The following is a 20653-nucleotide window of genomic DNA, read 5'->3' on the forward strand; positions in this document are numbered from 1 at the left end:
CAGAATAGCGGGCTTACTATTCTCATTCAACCTTTAGCGCAATGTTGTACCACAGGAATTAGCATTTAAATAGCAAGGTAAGAGGGGAGAGTGGGTGTTGGACACAACTGAATTCGATTTCCATATTGTAAATTCGGTTTGCTTAAGTGTTTTACTTTATAAAGAAAGTCATTATCTACCTATGCCTTAAAATGAAATTCAAATGACAAGCGTGTCTGCTTTTGTTCGTTTTACGGTTCCTTGCGAAATCAATAATAATAGCTGGAATGATAGTAGGATATATGGGCAAAAAAAAGACCGGATAAATCCAGTCTCTTTTCATTTGAAATATTTTGAATTACATCTTAACGATGATGAATTCTGTTCGTCTATTTTCTTGATGTTGTTCTGGCGAACATTTTACACCGTCAGCACATTCATTCACCAGTTTCGATTCTCCATAACCTTTACCTTCTATTCGTTCAGGATGAGAAATTCGTGACTTAATATATTCTGCTGAAGCAAATGCGCGACGTTCGGATAATGCTGCGTTAGATTTGGCACTGCCACGCGAGTCCGTATGAGAACCAAGTTCAATAACCATATTAGGATTATCGTTCATAACAGTTACAACCTTATCTAACTCTATCGCCGAGGCAGGTTTGATGGTTGCTTTATTAACGTCAAAATAAATAGGTTGAATGTCTACAATTTTAGAAATGTCTTGTCCAATAGCTACTTTTTCTAAACTTAAATTTAAACTATCACTTACACTATAGATTCCTTGTTCTTTAAAATGTACGTTATATGTAACTGTCTTAGCCAGATATCCTTCTTTTGAAATCGTCAAGTTATAACTACCACGATCACCAATTTTTTTATCAGTTTGTGGTTTCAGAAATTGACCGTTGGCATCAGTTGTATGTGTGCTTGATACGCCAGTCATATTATTGATATAAACAATTTGTGCTGCATCGATTGGTGTATTACTTTCTTTATCAGTAATAACCATGCTTAAAGAAAGCCCTGGATCTTTTTCTAGTATGAAGTTTTGTCGAATGTTTTCACTTGCATCTTCTTGAAAGAATGAAGAATTATTAGGGAAATAATCATCTTTGCTACCTTTTAATTGGTATTTGATACCTGGTTCGACATTGAATTCGTATTCTCCTGATGCATCCGTTATATATTCTATTTCAGACTCATCGCTAAGATTTGTAAACGTTAGTTTCGCGTTTTCTAATTTGTTTCCATCCTTGTCAATTACAAATCCACTCAATTTTATTTTATTGACTTCAAAAGAGTAGATATCCATTCCTCCAAAACCACCATTTCTATTAGATGCAAAGAATCCCTTTTTTTCATCCTCAGAGAAGATAAGGTAGATGTCATCTCCTGCAGAGTTCATAGGATAGCCTAAATTCTCAGGAGTGGTCCAGTTTCCGTCAACCAATTCTGATTTGTAGAAATCATATCCACCAGAACTATTGTGTCCTTTAGAAGAGAAGTAAAGCGTTTTACCGTCTCTACTTAAATACGGACTATCCTCATTTTGACTTGAATTGATCAATACACTTATTGGTATTGGTTCCGACCAAGTACCATTCTTTTTATGACTGATATAAATATCTAAATTTCCACCATTCGCTTCTTTTTTTATCATAGCACTAAAGACAAATGTATTTCCTCTGTCTGAAAAGGCACCATGCGGTTGGAAGTAAAAATTAGATAATTCCTTTGGTAGAGGATCTCCTTTTTTTAGTCTATTTTGATTTAATGTAGTAACGTAAAGTTTATTTTTATTGAAAATTAAAATAGTATCACTGTCATATCTTTTACCTACTACGGCGTGATGACTTTCTTGATCAATATCTGGGTTGTAACTGGAGGAAACAGATTCTTCAATATCATAATAATAAATGTTTTCATAGTATTTACTGTCCTTTGTTATTTCTTCTGATTCAAAATCTTTATAGCGGGCATTAAAAAGTAATAAATTTTCATCTTCAATAAATACAGGTGTATATTCAGGATCGATTGAGTTGACAAAGAAATCCATATTAGAGACTTCAAAATCACTTGTTTCTGATTTGATTGTTTTATTCTTTACAGAGTTTCTGCAGGCGTTCAATTGCTTTTCAACTTCAGGTAGAAATTTCGAATATCTTTTAATAGAGCCACTATATGATTTAAATAGATTGTAATACTTAATTGCTTCGATTGGTTTTTCTTGCATCCTCAAACAATTAGCATAATCAAAAAACGTTAAGTAGTTGGTGTCTTTCGGCATATGTTGAATGCGCTTTTCGATATACATCGCTGCAGAATCGAAAATTTCATATTTATATAAATACAATTCTACCAGTCCTTCTAGCGCCCACTGATTCGAAGGCTCTTCTTTTAGTACTTTTTTGTAAAGGTCAATCGCTTGGATAAATTCAAAGTCAGATTTCTTTTGTTCAGCTTCATTTAATAAACTATTGACATTTTTTTGCGCGTGTAATGAAGTCGGCAACATTATGTTTAAAGTCAACAAGAATATTGTGGGATAGATAAAGTATTTTCTCATAGCGGTCTCTTAATTCTATATACATATAAAAACCTTATTCGTTTTTATATCAGCTAAATGTGTAATTTACATTTAGCACGTAAAATTAAAATAAATTGATTAGTAAGCAATAAGGAAATTGCACGAAAAGTAAAAAAATGTAAACATTAATGATTACTTAATAACTGTGCTCAAGAATTTAATATTTTTTTACCTATTGAACAATAAATTCGACACGTCTATTTAGCTTTCTGCCAGATGCATTATCTTTTCCGTTTGGAAGTGTATTTGGAGCAGCAGGTTTCGCTTCACCCAAACTAACAGTTTTCAAAATGCGAACGCTTTCAATGCCATTCTTTTTTAAATAATTAACAGCAGCATTTGCTCTCTTTTTAGCTAATAAATTATTGTAAGCACTACTACCAATAGCATCAGTATGTCCCTGAATGATCAATTTAGTAGATTTGTTTGTGTTTAAATAATCTATTAAAGCATCTAAATCCGCAACTGAGGCACTTGTTAAATCGTATCTGTCGAATCCAAAATAAATAGGTTTAAAGGTGCTAATATCTTCTTTGGCATCATTTTTATTCAGGGTTTCAGTTACTGTTTCTTGAGGAACGAATCCGTCATCCTTGCTCAGTTCCACTTCAAACGAATCTTCAGTGTCGTTCTTTTTATCATTATCAATAAGTGTTAAGTCTTTTACAACAAAGTCACTTTCGAAATATTCAACAACTGCATTATAGTGTAAAATGCGGGTATCTCCATTCTCATCAACAGCTTCAATAAATAATTCTACTGGATATTTACCTGGTTTGGTAAAAGGAAATTCGATTTCTGGTTCAGTCGTTTCGATGGTTTTACCATTAACGTTCCATGTATAAGACTTGAATTCAAATCCGTCGTCATTCGTTCCAGAAAGACGAAGTTTACTTTGTTCTCCTTTTATTTTTTTAAATTGAAATCCGCTTAATTCAATTTTTTCAGACTTATTAGCAGCTACATCAGTATCCTTTTTTTCATTTGTATCAACGGTTATATTATCGTCTTCACTATTATTTTCTTCGCGCGATGTGTCTTCAATAACTTCAGCAACGTCATTATTAGTAGATTCAATAGCTGCGTCTGCTGCAGTATCAGTATTGTTTAATTTTGAATCATTAGATTTTTCTGTCGCAATTTCTTCTAAGTTTTCACTTTTGTTTTCAGCAATATTTTCATCTTCTACTTTTTCTTTGATTTCTTCAGTTGGTTCGCCAATACTGTAGATGTCCATTAAACCAAAGCCACCGTTTCTATTTGAAGATAAATAACCAAATGATTCGTCCTTTGACAAGACAAAATAGATATCGTCACCTGCTGAATTGTATGGTCTACCTAAGTTTTTTGGAGCCGACCATTGTCCTTCCGCATCAAGGTTAGAAACAAAAATATCATATCCACCAAATGAATCATGTCCTTTTGATGAGAAATATAATTTTGTTCCATCGGCTGACATGAAAGGGCTATCCTCGTTCAATTCCGTATTTATTTTGTCTGAAAGTAGAACAGGAGCATTCCAGTTTCCATCCTCAGCTAGGGTAGAATAGTATAAATCAAGATCGTCTGTAGGTTCTTTTGATGCACTAAAGATAAACGTTTTACGATCGTTCGAATAGACACCATGAGGTTGGAAATAAAACTTAGTTAAAATACGAGGTAGAGGTTCTGGTTTACTCATTCTACCAGCGGCTATTTTTGCCGACCAAAGTATGTTTTTATAGAAAATTATCAATGTATCACTATCGATACTATTACTCACGATAGCGTGGTGACTTTTTTGTTCTGTTGATTCGTCAAAAGTGGTAGAGACAGATTCCTCAAGATTGAAGTAGTAAAGATTCTCCATGAACTTGTCATCTTCGAATTGTTTTTCTTTTTTATTGTCTTTATATCGTGCATTGTAAATAAGTACACTGTCTTTAGCTATAAAAACAGGTGTATATTCACTTTGAATTGAATTGATATAGAAGTCCATATTTTTGACTTCCTTATCCTTGTCGAATGAGTAGGTGTTGTTGAGTGCGTTTTGTGCATACTTCATGTTCTGATTGTACGCTTCAAAAAGTAAGGGATATTTATCTTTATTACCTTCTAAATAACCTTTGTAGAATTGATTCATTTTATGAATTGATTCACCTGGCTTTTCTTGTAACCTATAAGTATAGGCTAAATTGAATAGGTCGATATAGTTGGTATCTTTTTTAGGATTAGCTAAAGCCTTATTAAAAAAATATTCGGCAGAATCATAAAGTTCATATTCGAACAAATAAATTTGCGCTAAACCACGATTGGCTTTATAATATTCTGCATCGGCATTCAACGCTTTTTTGTAGAGTTGTACAGCGTTAGAATAGTCAATTTTTTTAACTTTATTGTGCGCACGCCACGCAAGTATACCTTTACTTTGCCCATTCACATTGAGTGTTAAGAACATGCTAATTACCAATGTGAAAAGCGATAATGCTTTTAAATTAGGCGTTAAAAGTGTGCGTAACTTTATATTTTTCATCTAAGTCTTCCTTTTTTTCTTTTTCGCAGCTGGAAATAAAATATTATTCAAAATTAATCGATATCCTGGAGAATTCGGGTGTAAATTTAAATCAGTTGGTGGATCATTGACATAATGTCTATAATCTTCAGGATCGTGTCCTCCATAAAATGTCCACGTGCCTTCACCATATTCGCCATGTAAATATCTCGCAGTTCCAAGAGCTTTATTCTCTGCTAGTACCAAGACTTCAGACTTAATATAGTCTTTATTGAAGTCTGTTGTTTGTCCCATAAAACCGTTAATTTCTTGTGTATGATTTTGACATAACATAGTCGGTACAATATCCCATTTTGCAGAAAAATCGAATAAATAAAATTTATCTTGATTTTCTGGGACCTTGTGATTTTTCGTTCCATCTATGTTCGAATATTCATATTCCATAGGATCAGTTGAAACCGTATAATCTGTAAAGGCTAAAGTCTGGGAGTAATCTATTTTATTCTGAAAATTAGGTTCCGCAGGATCGTGATCATACATATGTTCGCAGATATCAGTTTCTTGAGCTGAGAGTGCAATGTCAAAACTATCTGTTCCCGAACACATTGTAAATAGAAAGCCTCCGCCCGCCATGAATTCTTTTATTTTTAAAGCAACATTTAATTTAAGTTGAGAAACTTTAGAAAAACCTAACATTTTTGCTGTAGCCTCATTGTCTTTAACTTGTTGTTGATACCAGGATTGGTTGTGGTAATTTTTATAAAACTTACCGTACTGACCTGTAAAATCTTCGTGATGTAAATGCAACCAATCGAATTCAGGTAGACCACCTTTAACGACTAATGAATCATAAATTTCTTCGTAAGGAATCTCGGCATAGGTTAAAACTAAAGTAACAGCGTCATCCCAAGGTTGTTTGCCAGAGGGTGTATAAACTGCGATTTTTGGAGCTGTTTCTAATTGGACAACTTCCATATTTACTTCTGGATTTGCAATCTCAGATTTTATTTGTTTGACTTTAGCATCGGGTAGAATTGAAAAAGAAACACCTTTAATTTTTAATTCGGCCTCAATCATGGCATTCTGTGGAAAGAGAAAACTTCCGCCACGGTAATTCAAAAGCCATTCCATAACTACATCGTTGTCCAGCACCCAATAGGCTATTCCGTATGCTTTTAAATGATTCTTTTGTGTTTCATCCATGGGTACCAGAATAGCACCCGCAAATGTTTGAATCGGCAAGCAAAAAAGGAAGAAAAGCGTTATTCTAAAAAGGTACTTCTTCATTTGTGTTTGTTAAAAAATCATTTTCATCATTCATTTTACTGCCTAACGTAATGGTGTCAGAACTTTGTTCGAATTCTTTATTTGGTGAAAAACCACTGCTGTGATCGTCTGCATCAAAACTATCTAAGTTATCAAATTTAGTAAGTTGTTTAATAAAGCGCAAACGGACGGAATCTAATGATCCATTTCTGTGCTTTGCTACAATAATCTCGCCAATTCCTTCAGTAGGCATACCATTTTCATCTTCTACCAAACCATAATACTCCGGTCTGTAGATAAACATTACCATATCTGCATCTTGCTCAATCGCTCCAGATTCACGTAAATCGGATAACATTGGTCGTTTATCACCTCCCCTTGTTTCAACAGAACGACTTAATTGCGATAGGGCAATGATAGGAATACTTAATTCTTTAGCGATCTCTTTTATTGATCGTGAAATTGTACTGATCTCTTGCTCTCTATTACCGCCTTTCGAACCGGCGGTCATCAATTGCAAATAATCTATAATTACCAATTGAATGTCGTGTTGCATTTTCATTCTACGACATTTTGCACGCAATTCGAAAATCGATAGGGCAGGTGTGTCATCGATGAAAATAGGCGCCTCCGCCAATGCATTAATTCTACTGTGTAATTGATCCCAATCTGCTTGACTGGTAAATCCTTTTCTTAATTTCTCAGAAGAAATCCCCGTCTCCATGGCCATCAAACGTTTAACCAATTGAACACTTGACATCTCTAATGAAAATACAGCGACACCTTGTCCAAATTGAACAGCTGTATTTTTAGCCATCGAAAGTACGAATGCTGTTTTTCCCATACCAGGTCGAGCTGCCAATACAATCATATCTGATTTTTGCCATCCAGATGTCAAACGGTCTAAATCTGTGAAACCTGAAGGAACACCACTTACACCATCTGTATTTAGACTGGCTTTTTCAATCTCCTCCATGGCTTCTTGAACCAAATCGTTCACCTTACTATAACTTTTCTTCAAGTTACCTTCAGCAATCTTAAATAAGCCTTCCTCCGCTTCGTTTAGTACGTTGAATACATCTTGAGTTTCATCGTAAGCGTTTTTAATTACATCCGATGAAACTTCAATTAATGAACGTAAAATAAATTTTTCAGATATTAATCTTGCGTGATATTCAATATGCGCAGCAGAGGCAATTCTATTTGTTAACTGAGCAATAAAACCCGGTCCACCAACGAACTGTAATTCACCTTTTTTACGAAGTTTTTCGGAAACACTTAAAATATCAATACTTTCTGAACTGGCGAATAATTCCAAAATTGCAGAGAATATCTTTTGATGCTCTGCCTTGTAGAAACTCTCCGGTTGAAGAATGTCAATGGCATCGTTAACTGCATTTTTCTCAAGTAACATAGCACCCAATACAGCTTCTTCTAAGTCAATTGCCTGTGGAGGTAATTTACCTATTTCAGATATTGCGTTCACACTAGACTTAATAAGACTTCTTTTGTGTGTTGGTTTTGCTTTATTTTCCTGTTCCATGAGTACGCAAATATAGATAATCACAAGGTGATTTTAGAGAAACCATGTGAATTAATTTATTAACAGAAAATTAATCTGTAAATTTAATAAGCAATAAACTTTTCACGTAACCCTAATTCTGGAATTTCAATGATGAAATAACCTTTCATTTGCCAATCAATTATTTCATTCGCGCTGTAAATTCCTTGGTGTACAACTTTACCTGTGAGATTGTAAATTGTATAAACGAATTCGTTTATAATGTCATTTCCAAGTCCATCTAAATGCAATTCGTTTGGAAGATAATAAACTTTATGATTCCCTAAGTGTTGAGAAATTGTCTCAGAATAAGTGTGAGCTCCATCAAAGTCAATTTGCTTTAAACGATAATATGCCATCGCATTAATTCCATGAAAATCAGAATCGATAAATTGATATTGTTGATTTAATGTTGAATTTCCTGCACCATCCACTTTTCCAACGACCTCGAAATTATTATGATTGTATGAACGTTCAATTTCAAAATAATCGTTATTCCTCTCAGATGACGTTTCCCAATTTAAATGAATTTCGTCGTTTAATTTTTTGATATCGAAGGATTCGATTTCGATAGGGAGAACGCAATCATTACATTCTACAATGATATTATCAAAAATCCAATTTTCACCACCTTCCCAATTTAAAGCAGTTATTCTAATCGCTAAATCTGTACCGAAATCAACACATGGACTTTCGTAAGCCCAAGGTGTAGCGCCGGCAATATCACCAATTTGAATTAGTTCACCAGGAGCAAGCAAAAGAGCACATGTTGTACCAACAACTTCGATCCATGTTACTCCGTCAAAGCTATATTCTAATTTAATCCAATCAACACAGGCAGTTCCATCTCCAGCACCACAATCGCCACAACCTTCCATCGTTCCGACTTGATCGATATCCATTGAAATGGTCAGTCCTACACAACTTGAAATGTCAAAAAGATCCGTCGTCCAGGTTGCTCCCGTTCCATTTATGTCTTGCGCAACTAATTCATTACCTAGAACGTAAAAATAATCTCCAGCATCCACACAAGCGAAACAAGCCGTATTCCAATCTGTTGGGCCGATAGCATCAGCTCCACCAGTAGTCATGTCAATCTCATCAAATTCTTCACTGAACACGATTTGCCCGGAGCCAGAAACTCCGTTAAGGAAGACCAAGAAAATGAGCAATACGCTTCTCATAATTTAACTTGCAATTTGTTGTATAACAACGTTCAATCAACGAAGTTACGTATTTAAATACAAAAAGTAAGTAAAAGTATAAAATCAAATCCGTTTAAATACTTAGATTACTGATAAACAGTCCTTGTATTATTTCGATAATTTGTTTGCTATTTCTGTAAAGTCACCATCAAATGCTTTCGCTTTCGCTTTTTTGCCGATTGTCACTTCAGTAACTTTTAAATCCAATATTTGACCACCAGCATTTAGTTTTGAAGCTTTAGGCATAAGCATTTGCTCATTCACGGCTTCATAATTACTGTGTTCATAACGAACGGTTACTGGGTTGCCTTCAGCATCACTTGAGAAAATTTCATGTATCATCAAAAGACCAGTTTCAACACTGTAATACTCGAAAGAATAATCAGTCCCGAAAGCAGGTGTTACTTTGATTTTATGATATTCTTTATCTGAGATTGTTTCAACACCTATCAATTCAATTGTGTTCACATTTTCTTGTCCGTATTTAAGCTGAGGGAAGATTGCGTTTTTATTCATTAATATATTCAAATCATCACCTTCAATAGCTTTTGTGTCCATCATTGCTGTTTCAACACCATTTGTTCCGTTAAACCATTTTTTTTGCGCAACTTGGTTCCCCATTGGACTTTTGATCATCATATAATCCGCTACCATATTCTCAGCGCCAACTAAACTATAAATTATAATTGTTGCACTAAATTCAGGCATTTCTGATTTAGAAATTGTTTCAATCATTTTTATTTTCTTCAACTTTTTTGGTAATTCACTTTTGTCAGCCACCATAAAAGTCTTGAGAATATAGTTGTCGATTACAGTTTGAGCGGTAACACCCTCTGCTGCGGGTTTAGTCAATGCTTTTTCTTCACCATAATAATCTTTGTATGCAATTTCACCGTCGCTGTCTAACACTTTTAATTTTTCTACAACATCTTCGCTACCAACAACAATTATATTTATATCATCCGGAGTAAGATATTTCTTAGCAGCAGCTAAAATGTCAGCTTTTGTTAATGCTTCTAGTCGTTTTAAATAGTCGGTATAGTAATCTCTTGGAAGATTATAACGAACAATGTTTAATGCGAAATTGGCAATTGTTTGTGGTCTTTCAAGTGATCTTGCAAAACTTCCAGTCATTGATTTCTTTACTAAATCTAACTCGTAATCAGTAACTTCTTCAGTTGAAATTGTTTTAATCTCTTTTAAAAGTTGAACAATAGCACTGTCTGTAACTTCGTTTCTGAAATTACCACTTGCGTTGAAATATCCAATTAAAGGATCACTTGAAATAGAAGAGTATGCACCATATGTATATGCTTTGTCTTCTCTCAGGTTACGCATTAAACGTGCAGAGAATGTTCCGCCTCCTAGAATGTTATTCATCACATTTAACGGTAATACGTCAGCATGGCCTGGTGTCAATTTAATGTTATTTGTAACTTGAATAACACTTTGAACTGCTCCTGGTTTTTCAACAAAATAAACTTGTTGACCACTTGCTCTTGGTACAGTATAATTAGGCTGCTCAATAGCTGCAGCTTTTGGCCATGAAATAAAGTAATTGTCAACTATTTCTTTTGCTTCTTTAGTCGTAATATCTCCAACAATTACCAAATAAGCATAGTTAGGAATAAAGTAGTTTTTATAGAATTCCTTAACGTCATCTAAAGTGATAGCATTTAAAGTTGCCTCAGTAGTTATTTCACCATAAGGATGATTATTACCGTAGTTCACAACAGAACTTACGTTCTCAGCCATTGCATCAGGTGAAGAAGGAATCGCAGCTAAGTTGGATAAATTTGCTGAAATAATTCGATCGAAATCATCCTGTGTAAATGCAGGTTCTCTAATTACTTCGTCTAAAAGTTTTAGTAATTTCTGAGAATGTTTTGTTAAAGAAGAAGCGTAAAAACCAGTTGAACTAGCATAAAAACTAGCGCCCATAAAGTCAATTTGTTGATCAAATTCGTCTTTAGTCGTCGTTTTAGTTCCTGAGCCTAACATTTCACCGAAAACACTAGCGAGTCCAGTTTTATCCTTTTCAGTTAATTCTGGATAATCAACAAATAATTGAAAAGATACTTGTGGTAATTTATGGTTCTCTACTACAATTACTTTTAATCCATTAGAAAAAATCATTTCTTCCGGAATTTCAATCGCAATAGCAGGATTAGGTTGAGCTTTTGGAGCTTCTTTCCTGTTGATTTGGCTGTTAGCTTGCCAAGCAAATGTAAATACTGTTAATAATGTCAATAAAATTTTCATATCTCTATTTTTTGGCAAGGTTTATTGTTCTTTCGGTAAATAATATAATACTACTCTATTGTTCTTTGTAAAGTAGGTAGCTGCAACACGTTTGATATCCTCTTTAGTAACAGTCATATATTTACTTAATTCTGTATTGATTAATTCTGTGTCATTTTGGTAAACATGGTAATCAGCTAATGATTCCGCTATTCCTGCCATTGTCGAATTTGATGAAACATAATTACTTTCAATCATATTTCTTAATTTTTCGAATTCTAAATCAGAAATTAAATTTTGCTGAATATCCTCTACTTCTTTTTCTAAAGCTGCCTCTAAATCTTTTAAGTCAACATCAACTCTCGCTAATGCCAATGAAATCGCAATTCCTGGATCTTCAAGCGGGAAGGGGAATGAAAAAGCAACGGTTGCAATTTGTTGTTTCTCAACAATGTTTTTATTGAATCTTGAACTGTTTCCTTCGGACAATAACATCGTTAACATATCAACAGCGTAAAAATCTTTATGGTTTAGTTCAGGAGTTCTATAACCTGTTACAACTGCAGGCAATTGAATGTTGTCATAAATTGTATCTCTAATTTCTTGTTGAATTAATCCTTCCTTAATCGTTGGTCTTGGAACAGTATGAGGTTTTTCACTTACAGTGGGAAAATACTTTAAAATAAAGTCTTCAGTGCTCATTTCTCCATTATAGTCTTTCTTATAATCTTCAACATTAGCGCCCTTCTTACCAACTCTACTTGCATAGTTATTTTGAAACTTTTCAAAATCTAAAAACTCTCTATCTCTATAAACGTTTAATTTATCACCATTTGGAATGGTACCGAAATAATCTGCTATCCATTTTTTTGTTTGCTTAACATCTAAATCACCCGCAATTGTTATTGTCGCATTGTGAGGCACATAAAAAGTTCTGTAAAAATCTACATAATCCTTTTCTTGCGCCGCATCCAAATCTTCCATACTTCCAATTGGTGTCCATTGATAAGGATGCTCTGTATAAGCACGTTTAAATATTTCAGCCATGAACGATCCGTATGGTTGGTTGTCTACACGTTGTCTTTTTTCTTCTTTTACAACTTCTCTTTGTGTTTCAATTCCTATGTTCTCTACTTTCGCATGTAACATTCTTTCAGACTCTAACCATAATCCTAATTCAAGTTGATTTGAAGGAAGAATCTCATAGTAAAATGTTCTGTCTTGTGAAGTGTTAGCATTTAATGTACCACCTGCTGCTTCAACATATTTATCGTACTGATGTCTATCTATGTTTTCAGTTCCTTCAAACATCAAATGCTCGAAAAAATGTGCAAAACCAGTTAGTCCTACTTCTTCATTCTTAGATCCTACTTTATATAATATAGTAACCGCCGTGATAGGAGTTGTGTGGTCTTCATGGAGAATTACATGAATACCATTCGGTAAGTCATATTCAACATATTCAATTTTCTTTTGAGCAAATGTGAACATGCTACTCAAAAGTAATGTACCGGTAATAAAGGTGCGTATAATCATAAGAATTAGAATTTAAGTCTGTTGCAAAAATAACAGATGTTTTAGAATATTTTAAATTTGTATGATAATAGGTTCTTAATTAAGTTAAAAGGTATGAGGTTAATAATAGTGGTATGCGGAGTTTTATTTGCCTTTGTAACGCAAGCTCAGTCCAATGTCGATAGTTTATTACGGGCTTTTTATATTGATCTTAATTCAGGGGATGAAATGAAAATTTCAGCATTTTTTCACAAACATGCATTGATCAAACATATTGGGGATAATGACGTATTAACTTTGGATCTGAAAACTTTTTTACAGGTGGCACCGAAATTTAAATCGAAATCTTATCAAGAGGAAGTAAGATCAATTGATATCAATTATACTGCTACTGATTTAATTTATGCGGATGTGGAATTTTCGTTTTTTATAGATGGTAAATTCAACCATATGGGAATGGATCATTTCTGCTTCAGTAAAATGGGGGAAGTTTTAAAAATTGAATCAATATATAGCAGTCAATATAAAGGTACTCAATTTCAAAATGTAGAAAAAGTTGTGGATAGTTTAATGTTGAAATGGCATGCTGATATAGCGACCTTAAACGCGGGTGATTATTTTGGCTTTATGGATTCTACTTTTATTTTTCTTGGAACAGATCCTCATGAACGGTGGAATAAAGAAGATTTTAAATCTTATACCATGCCACATGTTAAAAATGGGAAAACATGGACCTTTACAACCAATTGGAGGAATTGGTATTTCTCTAAAGATGGCAATACTGCTTGGTTTGAAGAATCGTTGAATACCCAAATGGAGGAGTGCAGAGGGTCTGGCGTTTTATTACTTCAAGAAGGTGTCTGGTCGATAGCGCAATACAATTTATCAGTAACGATAGAAAATGAAAAAATGAAAGACTTTATTCTTTTGAGACAACGGTAATATTGTATATTTGATGGTTGATAAATTAAAAAAGAAGAGCTAAAGATGTTAAAAATAGACGCGCATACACATATACTACCCCCTGAAATGCCTAACTGGACAGAAAAATTCGGCTACGGAGATTTTATTTGGTTAAAACAAGCTAAACCAGGATATGCAGATATGATGAAAGGCGGTAAATTCTTTAGAACAATAGAAGAAAACTGTTGGGATCCAAAAGTACGTATTGACGAATATGCAGCGTTTAACACAAATGTGCAAGTGGTATGTACTATTCCAGTTATGTTTTCTTATTGGGCAAAAGCACAAGACACTTTAGATTTAAGTAGATTTTTAAATGATCATATTGCGCAATTGCAAGCTGATTACCCAAAAGAATATATAGGCTTAGGTACAATTCCTATGCAGGATGCCGATTTGGCAATTCAAGAATTACATCGTCTAAAAAATGAATTGAATATAAAAGGTATTCAAATTGGCTCTAATATCAACGATTTAAATTTAAGTGATCCCAAATTCTTTCCCATTTTTCAAGCTTGTGACGAGTTAGATATTGCGATTATGATTCATCCGTGGGATATGATGGGGTTTCATAGTATGGAAAAATATTGGTTGCCTTGGTTAGTTGGGATGCCGGCTGAAACTTCAAGAGCCATGTGTTCGCTTATTTTTGGAGGCGTAATGGAGCGACTTCCTAATTTACGTATTCTTTTATCGCATGCAGGTGGTGCATTTATTCCAACTATCGGTCGAATTGAACATGGGTATAATTGTCGTCCTGATTTGGTTGCTGTGGATAATAAAAGAAATCCAAGAGAGTATTTAGGGAAATTTTGGACGGATTGTATAACACATGATATTGATTTATTAAAATATATACTTAAAGTTCAAGGATCAAATAAAGTGTGTTTAGGTACAGATTACCCTTTTCCATTAGGTGATCTTGAATTTGGTAAATTTATTGAAGACAGTGACATCCCTCAAAAGGATATCGATAATATGTTTTGTGATTCAACTTTAAATTGGCTTAAATTAGACAAAGCTGATTTTATTTAAAAAATAGCCTATGAAATTTATTGTAAGTGCCTTTGCATTATTCGTTTTGGCGGCTTGTACAGGTAGTGAAACGGAAAGAGAAGCGGAGGTTATTACTCTAGATAGCATTGTAACGGAGGAGATGATTGAAGTCATTGACACAACTCCTCCATTTATTCAGGTAGATCCTATTTTTGATTCTCAAGATTTAGTGCTCCCAGAAGGATTTACTTACCGCGTTATATTCCAAGAAAAAACAGATCTTGTAACAAGGGCTGACGGAAAGAAATTTCCCGCTAAAGGCAATCACGATTTAAGTGTTTTTATTCCAGACGAAAAGGCGCCTGAAACAAAAGGGTTGATCTACATCAGTCACGAAACAAAATATGCCGATCCTAATCTTGGTGATGGTGGCGGTGCAACTGTATTTGGAATTGAATTAATTGATGGGCAATGGCAAGTCACATCTGATTTTGATCATGTAGATTTTGCACCAGTTGGATATACAAATAGAAATTGTGGGGGAAGTTTAACACCGAATAATACAGTTTTTTCTTGCGAAGAAACTTGGGCTTGGAATACCGAAGCTTTGTATAGAGGAGGGGAAGGACATACAGACACTTCTTGGGTAAATGGTCTTGCTGTTTGGCAGAACATGGGATATGTGGTTGAAGTAGATCCGCGTACCAGAGAAGTGATTCAGAAACACTATAAATTGGGGAAATTTGTACATGAGGATGCATTGTGTACACCTGATGGAAAAACAGTTTACCTAACTGATGACATGAGTCCAGGGATTTTTTTTAAATACGAAACTTTTACACCATACGATTATTCGGACGGCCAATTATTTGCTTACCAACAAACAGAAGATGGGGAAAGTGGTAATTGGTTAAAGTTACCGATGGATACAATTTCTTTAATTTATTGTAGAGATACCGCAATCGCGCGAGGTGCTACTATGTTCATTCGACATGAATGGATTGAAGAAGTGAATGGTAAATTATATATAAACGAAACGGGTGAGGATTCGTTTTCTTGGGCAAGGTCAATCGCTAGGGGAGGAACAGTACCCAATTATATGCGTGAAAATTTAGCCGTTGGAGAAACTGATTTTGACGATACTTTTGGACGTGTTTTGGAGTTCGATCCAGTGACAAATAAGATGAGTGTTTTACTAGAAGGTGGATTTATTGAGGATAGTTTGCATTGTTTTTCCAACCCTGACTGCAATACTTCCGTTAGGTTAAATGGAAGAGATTATTTAGTACTTAGTGAAGATATAAATTGGTATTCTCGCGGTCGGGTTAGTCCGGAGACTGAGAAGAGAAGATTAATGGTAAACGAAATTTATTTTTTACCATTGGATATTGAAAATCCCAGTCGAGCTGATTTATTACGATTCTGTGTAGCACCTATTGGAGCTGAAACTACAGGCGTAATATTTTTACCTGATGGAAGCATGCTTATGAATATTATGCATCCTAGTACACGAAATAATAGTAAGTTGAATAAATCGAGTACGGTTATAGTAGAGGGATTTAAGAAATGAAAAAAATAATATTGCTTGTGACGTTGTCTGTTTTGGGGTGCGTAGTTGCTTGTAAAAAAAGTGGAGATGATTGTCGCCAAGAAAAACGTGGTTCAGCATCCATATTAAATGCACCAGATAGTTTGAGGAAGAATGAAATTTATTCGCTGACAATTGAATTTTTAGTAGAGAATTCTTGTGGAGAATTACATTCGATTGATGCGAATTTGGAAGACAAAACATTGGAAGCAAGTCTAATTATCGAATATAATAGTTGTGCATGTGAAGATATTTACGAAACTAGAACGACGGATTATCCAATTAGTTTTGCGGATACAGGGCATTACCAGTTAAGTATATGGGCTGCTGAAAACGAATATGATATATACAATCTAACGGTTTACGAATAATAAACTGTTCATATATTTTTCAATCACACTTTATCTAACGTGCTAATTTTTATAATTTTGACACATGTCAATTTTAGCAATAGAAAACTTATCCGTAATTCTAGGTCAAAATAAAGTTTTAGATAATTGCAATTTCGAACTTGATGCAGGGGAAATAATAGTTGTGTTAGGGGCAAGTGGAGATGGCAAATCAACTTTACTGAAAACTATCGCAGGATTAATACCCAAAAAATCAGGATTTGTTAAATTTCAAGGAGAGAATGTACCCGGTCCAGATGAGAAATTATTACCAGGCCACGATCGAATCAAACTAATTCATCAGGATTTTAATTTAGCAGATTTCCACACGGTGGAAGAGAATATTGCACTCAGATTATTGCAGTATGATGAGGCTTATAAGCAACACCGTGTGCTGAAATTATTGCGATTGACCAAATTAACGAAGTACAAAGCTTTTCGTGCGAACGAACTATCAGGTGGACAAAAACAACGTTTGGCTATTGCTAGAGCTTTAGCAGACGAACCTGAATTAGTTCTATTGGATGAACCATTTAACCAATTAGATTTTCCTACAAAAGCGACAATCGCATCTCATATTCGTGCTTATTTAAAACGAAGCAATATTGCTGCAATTATGGTAACGCATAATGGGATAGAAGCAATGGAATGGGCGGATAAAGTTGTACTCTTGAATAAAGGAAAAATTGAGCGAGTAGATACGCCTGACAATTTTTACAATCAACCTGAAAATTTACATCAAGCAAGGTTTTTTGGCGAAATTAATAAAGTGAAAATAGAGGAGAAGAAAATTTACTTTCGCCCTGAAGCTTATCGATTAAAGAAAAATAAACAATTCTCTATTAAATTAACACTCACTTTTATTCGACAAGAAAACTTGGGATGGTACAGTGTTTACCACTTTAAGTCAGGTCAACAGAAAATCAAACTCTATTCAACGACTGATATTTCCATAATAAATGAAATTTTTGTGAAAAGATTGGAAATAAATGATTAAAATATTGTCTAAATTATTTATATTTGACTAATTATTAATCATTTTAAGTGTTTTTAAACACTCTAAAATTCAAATTCTTATTGAAATGATCGGTGAAAATTTAAAATTATTGCGAAAGAGGAGACAATTGTCTCAAGAGGAGATTGCAAGTGAATTAGGATTGACAAGGTCATCTTATAGCGGTTATGAAAATGGAGTAGCGGAGCCGAATCTCGAAAATCTAATCAAATTTAGCGAGTATTTTAATATCTCTTTAGATAAATTGATTAAAAGGAATTTAGGTAAAATTTCAGAAAATGAATGGTCTAAAATAGACAAGGGTATTGATGTCGATGTTGATGGCAAAAGTTTACGTGTGATTGCACTTACTGTAGATAATGACGATAATGATAATATCGAATTGGTTTCTAAAAAAGCAAGAGCTGGATATACAACTGGATTTTCTGATCCTGAATTTATTAGTGTCCTGCCAACGTTTAATTTACCTTTCTTAAAAAGAGATCGAAAATACAGAACATTCCCTATTAAAGGTGATTCTATGCCGCCTGTTTCAGATGGTAGTTATGTTGTTGCTGAATATGTTGAGAATTGGAATTCGGTGAAGGATGGATTCCCTCATATTGTGGTCACTATTGATGATGGCATTGTATTTAAGAATGTATATAAGCGTTTAGATGATAACCAATCATTCCAATTATGTTCAACAAATCCTTTGTTTTCACCTTATGAGGTGCATGCAAATGATATCGTAGAAATCTGGAAATTCGTAAATTATATTTCGTCTGACATGCCTAGCACATCTTTTAAGGAGAGTGATTTAACACAGGCTATCTTAGATTTACAAACGGATGTAAAGCATCTAAAGAATGTCTATATTCCTAAAACCAAATAAGTCTATTTAATGAACCTATTTGCAGGTCAATAGCTTGTCAAATTCTTCTCGTAAAAATCTTTTGTTAAAGCAACATATTCGGGCGAATATTGATTTGAGCTGTTTTTTATTATCATTTCGGTTTCAATACAATTGTTAGAAGCGAATGAAAATTGAATGAGTGATCTTTTATAACCTCCTCCTGGTTTAACAGTTCTTAAAATTTGTTGTGGATGCAAATTCGAATCGGCAGCGTAAATTAGGTGTGTATCTTCCATTTCAAAAGGAATGATAACATTCACTTGACCGTTTTCAGAAAGTAATTCTGACGCAGATTCATAAAGTTCGAAAGGGGCCAAAGAAGCACTTTGTCTCGTTCTATTTTTATTGTCGTCTTGACTTAGAAAAGTATTGTTAAAATAAGGTGGGTTGGAAATGATCAAATCATATTTATCCATACTCGCAAAGTTCTGCAGTGTTGCATGGATTGCCAATAAGCGGGAACTGTATATAGAACCTTTAAAATTCTGTTTAGCTTCGTTTAATGAATCTAAATCAGGTTCAATCGCTGTTATATTTGCCGTAGGATTCTGCTGCGCTAGCATTAAAGCTAAAATTCCTGTTCCAGTTCCAATATCAAGCACTCTTTTAAAATTACCTTTGCTCCAGGCACCTAATAACATCGAATCGGTACCTACTTTTTGTGTGTTTATATCTTGCTGAACAGCAAACGTTTTGAATCGAAAAATATTAGCCATAAACAGTGCTAATTAATTTTCGTCATTTGTATGATCATTAAAATAAATATCTAATAATCCTTCTGGTAAATTTAAATAGATCGTTTTCGATTCTTTGTCTAACCTTTCAATGAATTGATCTTGCTTCGGGATAAGAATTTCTCGGGATTGATACTCCAATTGAATTAGCGGGTTGGAAGCATAATCTAAAATGCCTGAGACGATACCAATTTCGCCTAAGTTTTTATCAATTGCTTTATATCCTTCAATTTCGTGATAATAGAATTCATCACCATCTAATTCTGGTAAACTTTCTAAAGGAAGATAAAGTCCACATTTGACTAGTTTTTTAACTTGTCTTTCGTTGTCGTTATCTTCGAATTTAACAACGGCAAACCCATTATTTCTTAGGGTAATTTTTTCAATAAAAAAAGGAATCAGTTTATCGTCAAAATCGACGAAAACTGATTCCAATTTTCTAAATTCTTCGGGTTCATCAACGTCTAAAAAAATGGTAACTTCTCCTTTAAAACTGTGCAACTTAACTATGTTACCCAATCGGAAGCAGTCGTCTTTTTTAAACATTTTTCAACGCCGTATAAAGTTGTATTTACTCTTCTTCTTTCTTTACATCTTCAGCAGCTTCAGCAGCAGGAGCTTCTTCAGTTGCAGTTTCAGCAGCAGGAGCCTCTTCAGCAACAACTTCTTCAACTTCTTCTACGATTGGTGCATTTTTAGCAGCAATTTCAGTTGCTCTTGCTTCAGATACAGCTTTCTCAGAAGCTAATTTTTTAGCCATTTCATCTAATTTTGCTTTTGCTAATGAATCTGATTTACCAGTAATTTTACCAGTTTTATCTGCCATCCATGCATCAAATTTCTTTTGAGCATCAGCTTCAGTTAAAGCACCTTTAGCAATACCTTTATCTAAGTGGTTTTTTAATAAAACACCTTTGTAAGATAATAATGCCTTAGCTGTATCAGTAGGTTGTGCACCAACTTTTACCCAGTATAACGCTCTTTCAAAATCGATATCGATAGTAGCAGGGTTAGTATTTGGATTATAAGTTCCTAATTTCTCAATGAACTTACCGTCTCTTTTTGCTTTTTCGTCAGCAGCTACTAAATGATAAAAAGCACTTTTCTTTTTACCGTGTCTTTGCAATCTAATTTTTGTTGCCATTCTCTTGTAATTATAATTTAGAGTTCGAAACTCTAGTTAATAATGATTTATTTCCCAAAATTGGGAGTGCAAATTTAGTTA

Annotated in this window: 16 protein-coding genes; 6 read left to right on the top strand and 10 right to left on the bottom strand. The window is 34.1% G+C overall.

What is annotated here, in order from left to right:
* Positions 1-337: 337 nt before the first annotated feature.
* The 7 genes from T367_RS0119330 to T367_RS0119365 form a co-directional block, all read right to left on the bottom strand.
* The gene (locus T367_RS0119330) at positions 338-2548 is read right to left on the bottom strand and encodes an OmpA family protein (protein ID WP_084274496.1); all 2211 of its coding nucleotides are present in this window, start codon (positions 2546-2548) and stop codon (positions 338-340) included.
* Between the two features lie 193 nt (positions 2549-2741).
* On the bottom strand, positions 2742-5081 hold the full coding sequence (locus T367_RS0119335; RefSeq protein WP_084274497.1) for an OmpA family protein: 2340 nt from the start codon (positions 5079-5081) through the stop codon (positions 2742-2744).
* Positions 5082-6347 carry a hypothetical protein gene (locus T367_RS0119345; RefSeq protein WP_027421309.1) on the bottom strand — a complete coding sequence of 422 codons (1266 nt, stop codon included), beginning with the start codon at positions 6345-6347 and terminating at the stop codon, positions 5082-5084. It abuts the gene before it with no gap.
* Complete coding sequence (gene dnaB / locus T367_RS23225; RefSeq protein WP_035846345.1) at positions 6328-7869, bottom strand: replicative DNA helicase; 1542 nt, start codon at positions 7867-7869, stop codon at positions 6328-6330. The genes T367_RS0119345 and dnaB overlap by 20 nt, the downstream gene beginning before the upstream one ends.
* Before the next feature lie 83 nt (positions 7870-7952).
* The gene (locus tag T367_RS24360; protein WP_051568684.1) at positions 7953-9071 is read right to left on the bottom strand and encodes a fibronectin type III domain-containing protein; all 1119 of its coding nucleotides are present in this window, start codon (positions 9069-9071) and stop codon (positions 7953-7955) included.
* 129 nt (positions 9072-9200) lie between these two features.
* Complete coding sequence (locus tag T367_RS23235) at positions 9201-11354, bottom strand: M16 family metallopeptidase (RefSeq protein WP_157454321.1); 2154 nt, start codon at positions 11352-11354, stop codon at positions 9201-9203.
* 21 nt (positions 11355-11375) lie between these two features.
* The gene (locus tag T367_RS0119365) at positions 11376-12869 is read right to left on the bottom strand and encodes a M16 family metallopeptidase (protein ID WP_027421310.1); all 1494 of its coding nucleotides are present in this window, start codon (positions 12867-12869) and stop codon (positions 11376-11378) included.
* A gap of 93 nt (positions 12870-12962) precedes the next feature.
* On the opposite strand from T367_RS0119365, the gene T367_RS24780 reads away from it, so the two are divergent.
* The 6 genes from T367_RS24780 (at position 12963) to T367_RS23250 (ending at position 18673) form a co-directional block, all read left to right on the top strand.
* Positions 12963-13790, top strand: a complete 828-nt coding sequence (locus T367_RS24780; protein ID WP_051568686.1) for a nuclear transport factor 2 family protein — start codon at positions 12963-12965, stop codon at positions 13788-13790.
* Positions 13791-13835: 45 nt separating this feature from the next.
* Complete coding sequence (locus T367_RS0119375; protein ID WP_035846352.1) at positions 13836-14846, top strand: amidohydrolase family protein; 1011 nt, start codon at positions 13836-13838, stop codon at positions 14844-14846.
* A 10-nt stretch (positions 14847-14856) separates the two neighbouring features.
* Entirely contained in the window at positions 14857-16377 is a 1521-nt protein-coding gene (locus T367_RS0119380; protein ID WP_027421313.1) for an alkaline phosphatase PhoX, read from the top strand.
* Positions 16374-16766, top strand: coding sequence for a hypothetical protein (locus T367_RS23240; RefSeq protein WP_035846360.1), 393 nt, complete (start codon positions 16374-16376; stop codon positions 16764-16766). Before T367_RS0119380 ends, T367_RS23240 begins: the two co-directional genes overlap by 4 nt.
* Before the next feature lie 64 nt (positions 16767-16830).
* On the top strand, positions 16831-17781 hold the full coding sequence (locus tag T367_RS23245) for an ABC transporter ATP-binding protein (RefSeq protein ID WP_051568687.1): 951 nt from the start codon (positions 16831-16833) through the stop codon (positions 17779-17781).
* An 85-nt stretch (positions 17782-17866) separates the two neighbouring features.
* Complete coding sequence (locus tag T367_RS23250) at positions 17867-18673, top strand: XRE family transcriptional regulator (RefSeq protein WP_035846366.1); 807 nt, start codon at positions 17867-17869, stop codon at positions 18671-18673.
* Between the two features lie 26 nt (positions 18674-18699).
* On the opposite strand, the gene T367_RS0119400 is transcribed toward T367_RS23250, so the two are convergent.
* The 3 genes from T367_RS0119400 to T367_RS0119410 are packed head-to-tail and all read right to left on the bottom strand — an operon-like array spanning position 18700 to position 20572.
* Positions 18700-19410 (bottom strand): tRNA1(Val) (adenine(37)-N6)-methyltransferase, encoded by a 711-nt coding sequence (locus tag T367_RS0119400; protein ID WP_027421314.1) that lies wholly within the window; start codon positions 19408-19410, stop codon positions 18700-18702.
* Positions 19411-19422: 12 nt separating this feature from the next.
* Positions 19423-19974: a ribosome maturation factor RimM gene (rimM, locus tag T367_RS0119405; protein WP_027421315.1), complete on the bottom strand. Its 552-nt coding sequence runs from the start codon at positions 19972-19974 to the stop codon at positions 19423-19425.
* Positions 19975-19999: 25 nt separating this feature from the next.
* Positions 20000-20572 (bottom strand): 30S ribosomal protein S16, encoded by a 573-nt coding sequence (locus tag T367_RS0119410; RefSeq protein WP_027421316.1) that lies wholly within the window; start codon positions 20570-20572, stop codon positions 20000-20002.
* Positions 20573-20653 lie beyond the last annotated feature (81 nt).

The organism is Crocinitomix catalasitica ATCC 23190 (assembly GCF_000621625.1).
Classification (GTDB): domain Bacteria; phylum Bacteroidota; class Bacteroidia; order Flavobacteriales_D; family Crocinitomicaceae; genus Crocinitomix; species Crocinitomix catalasitica.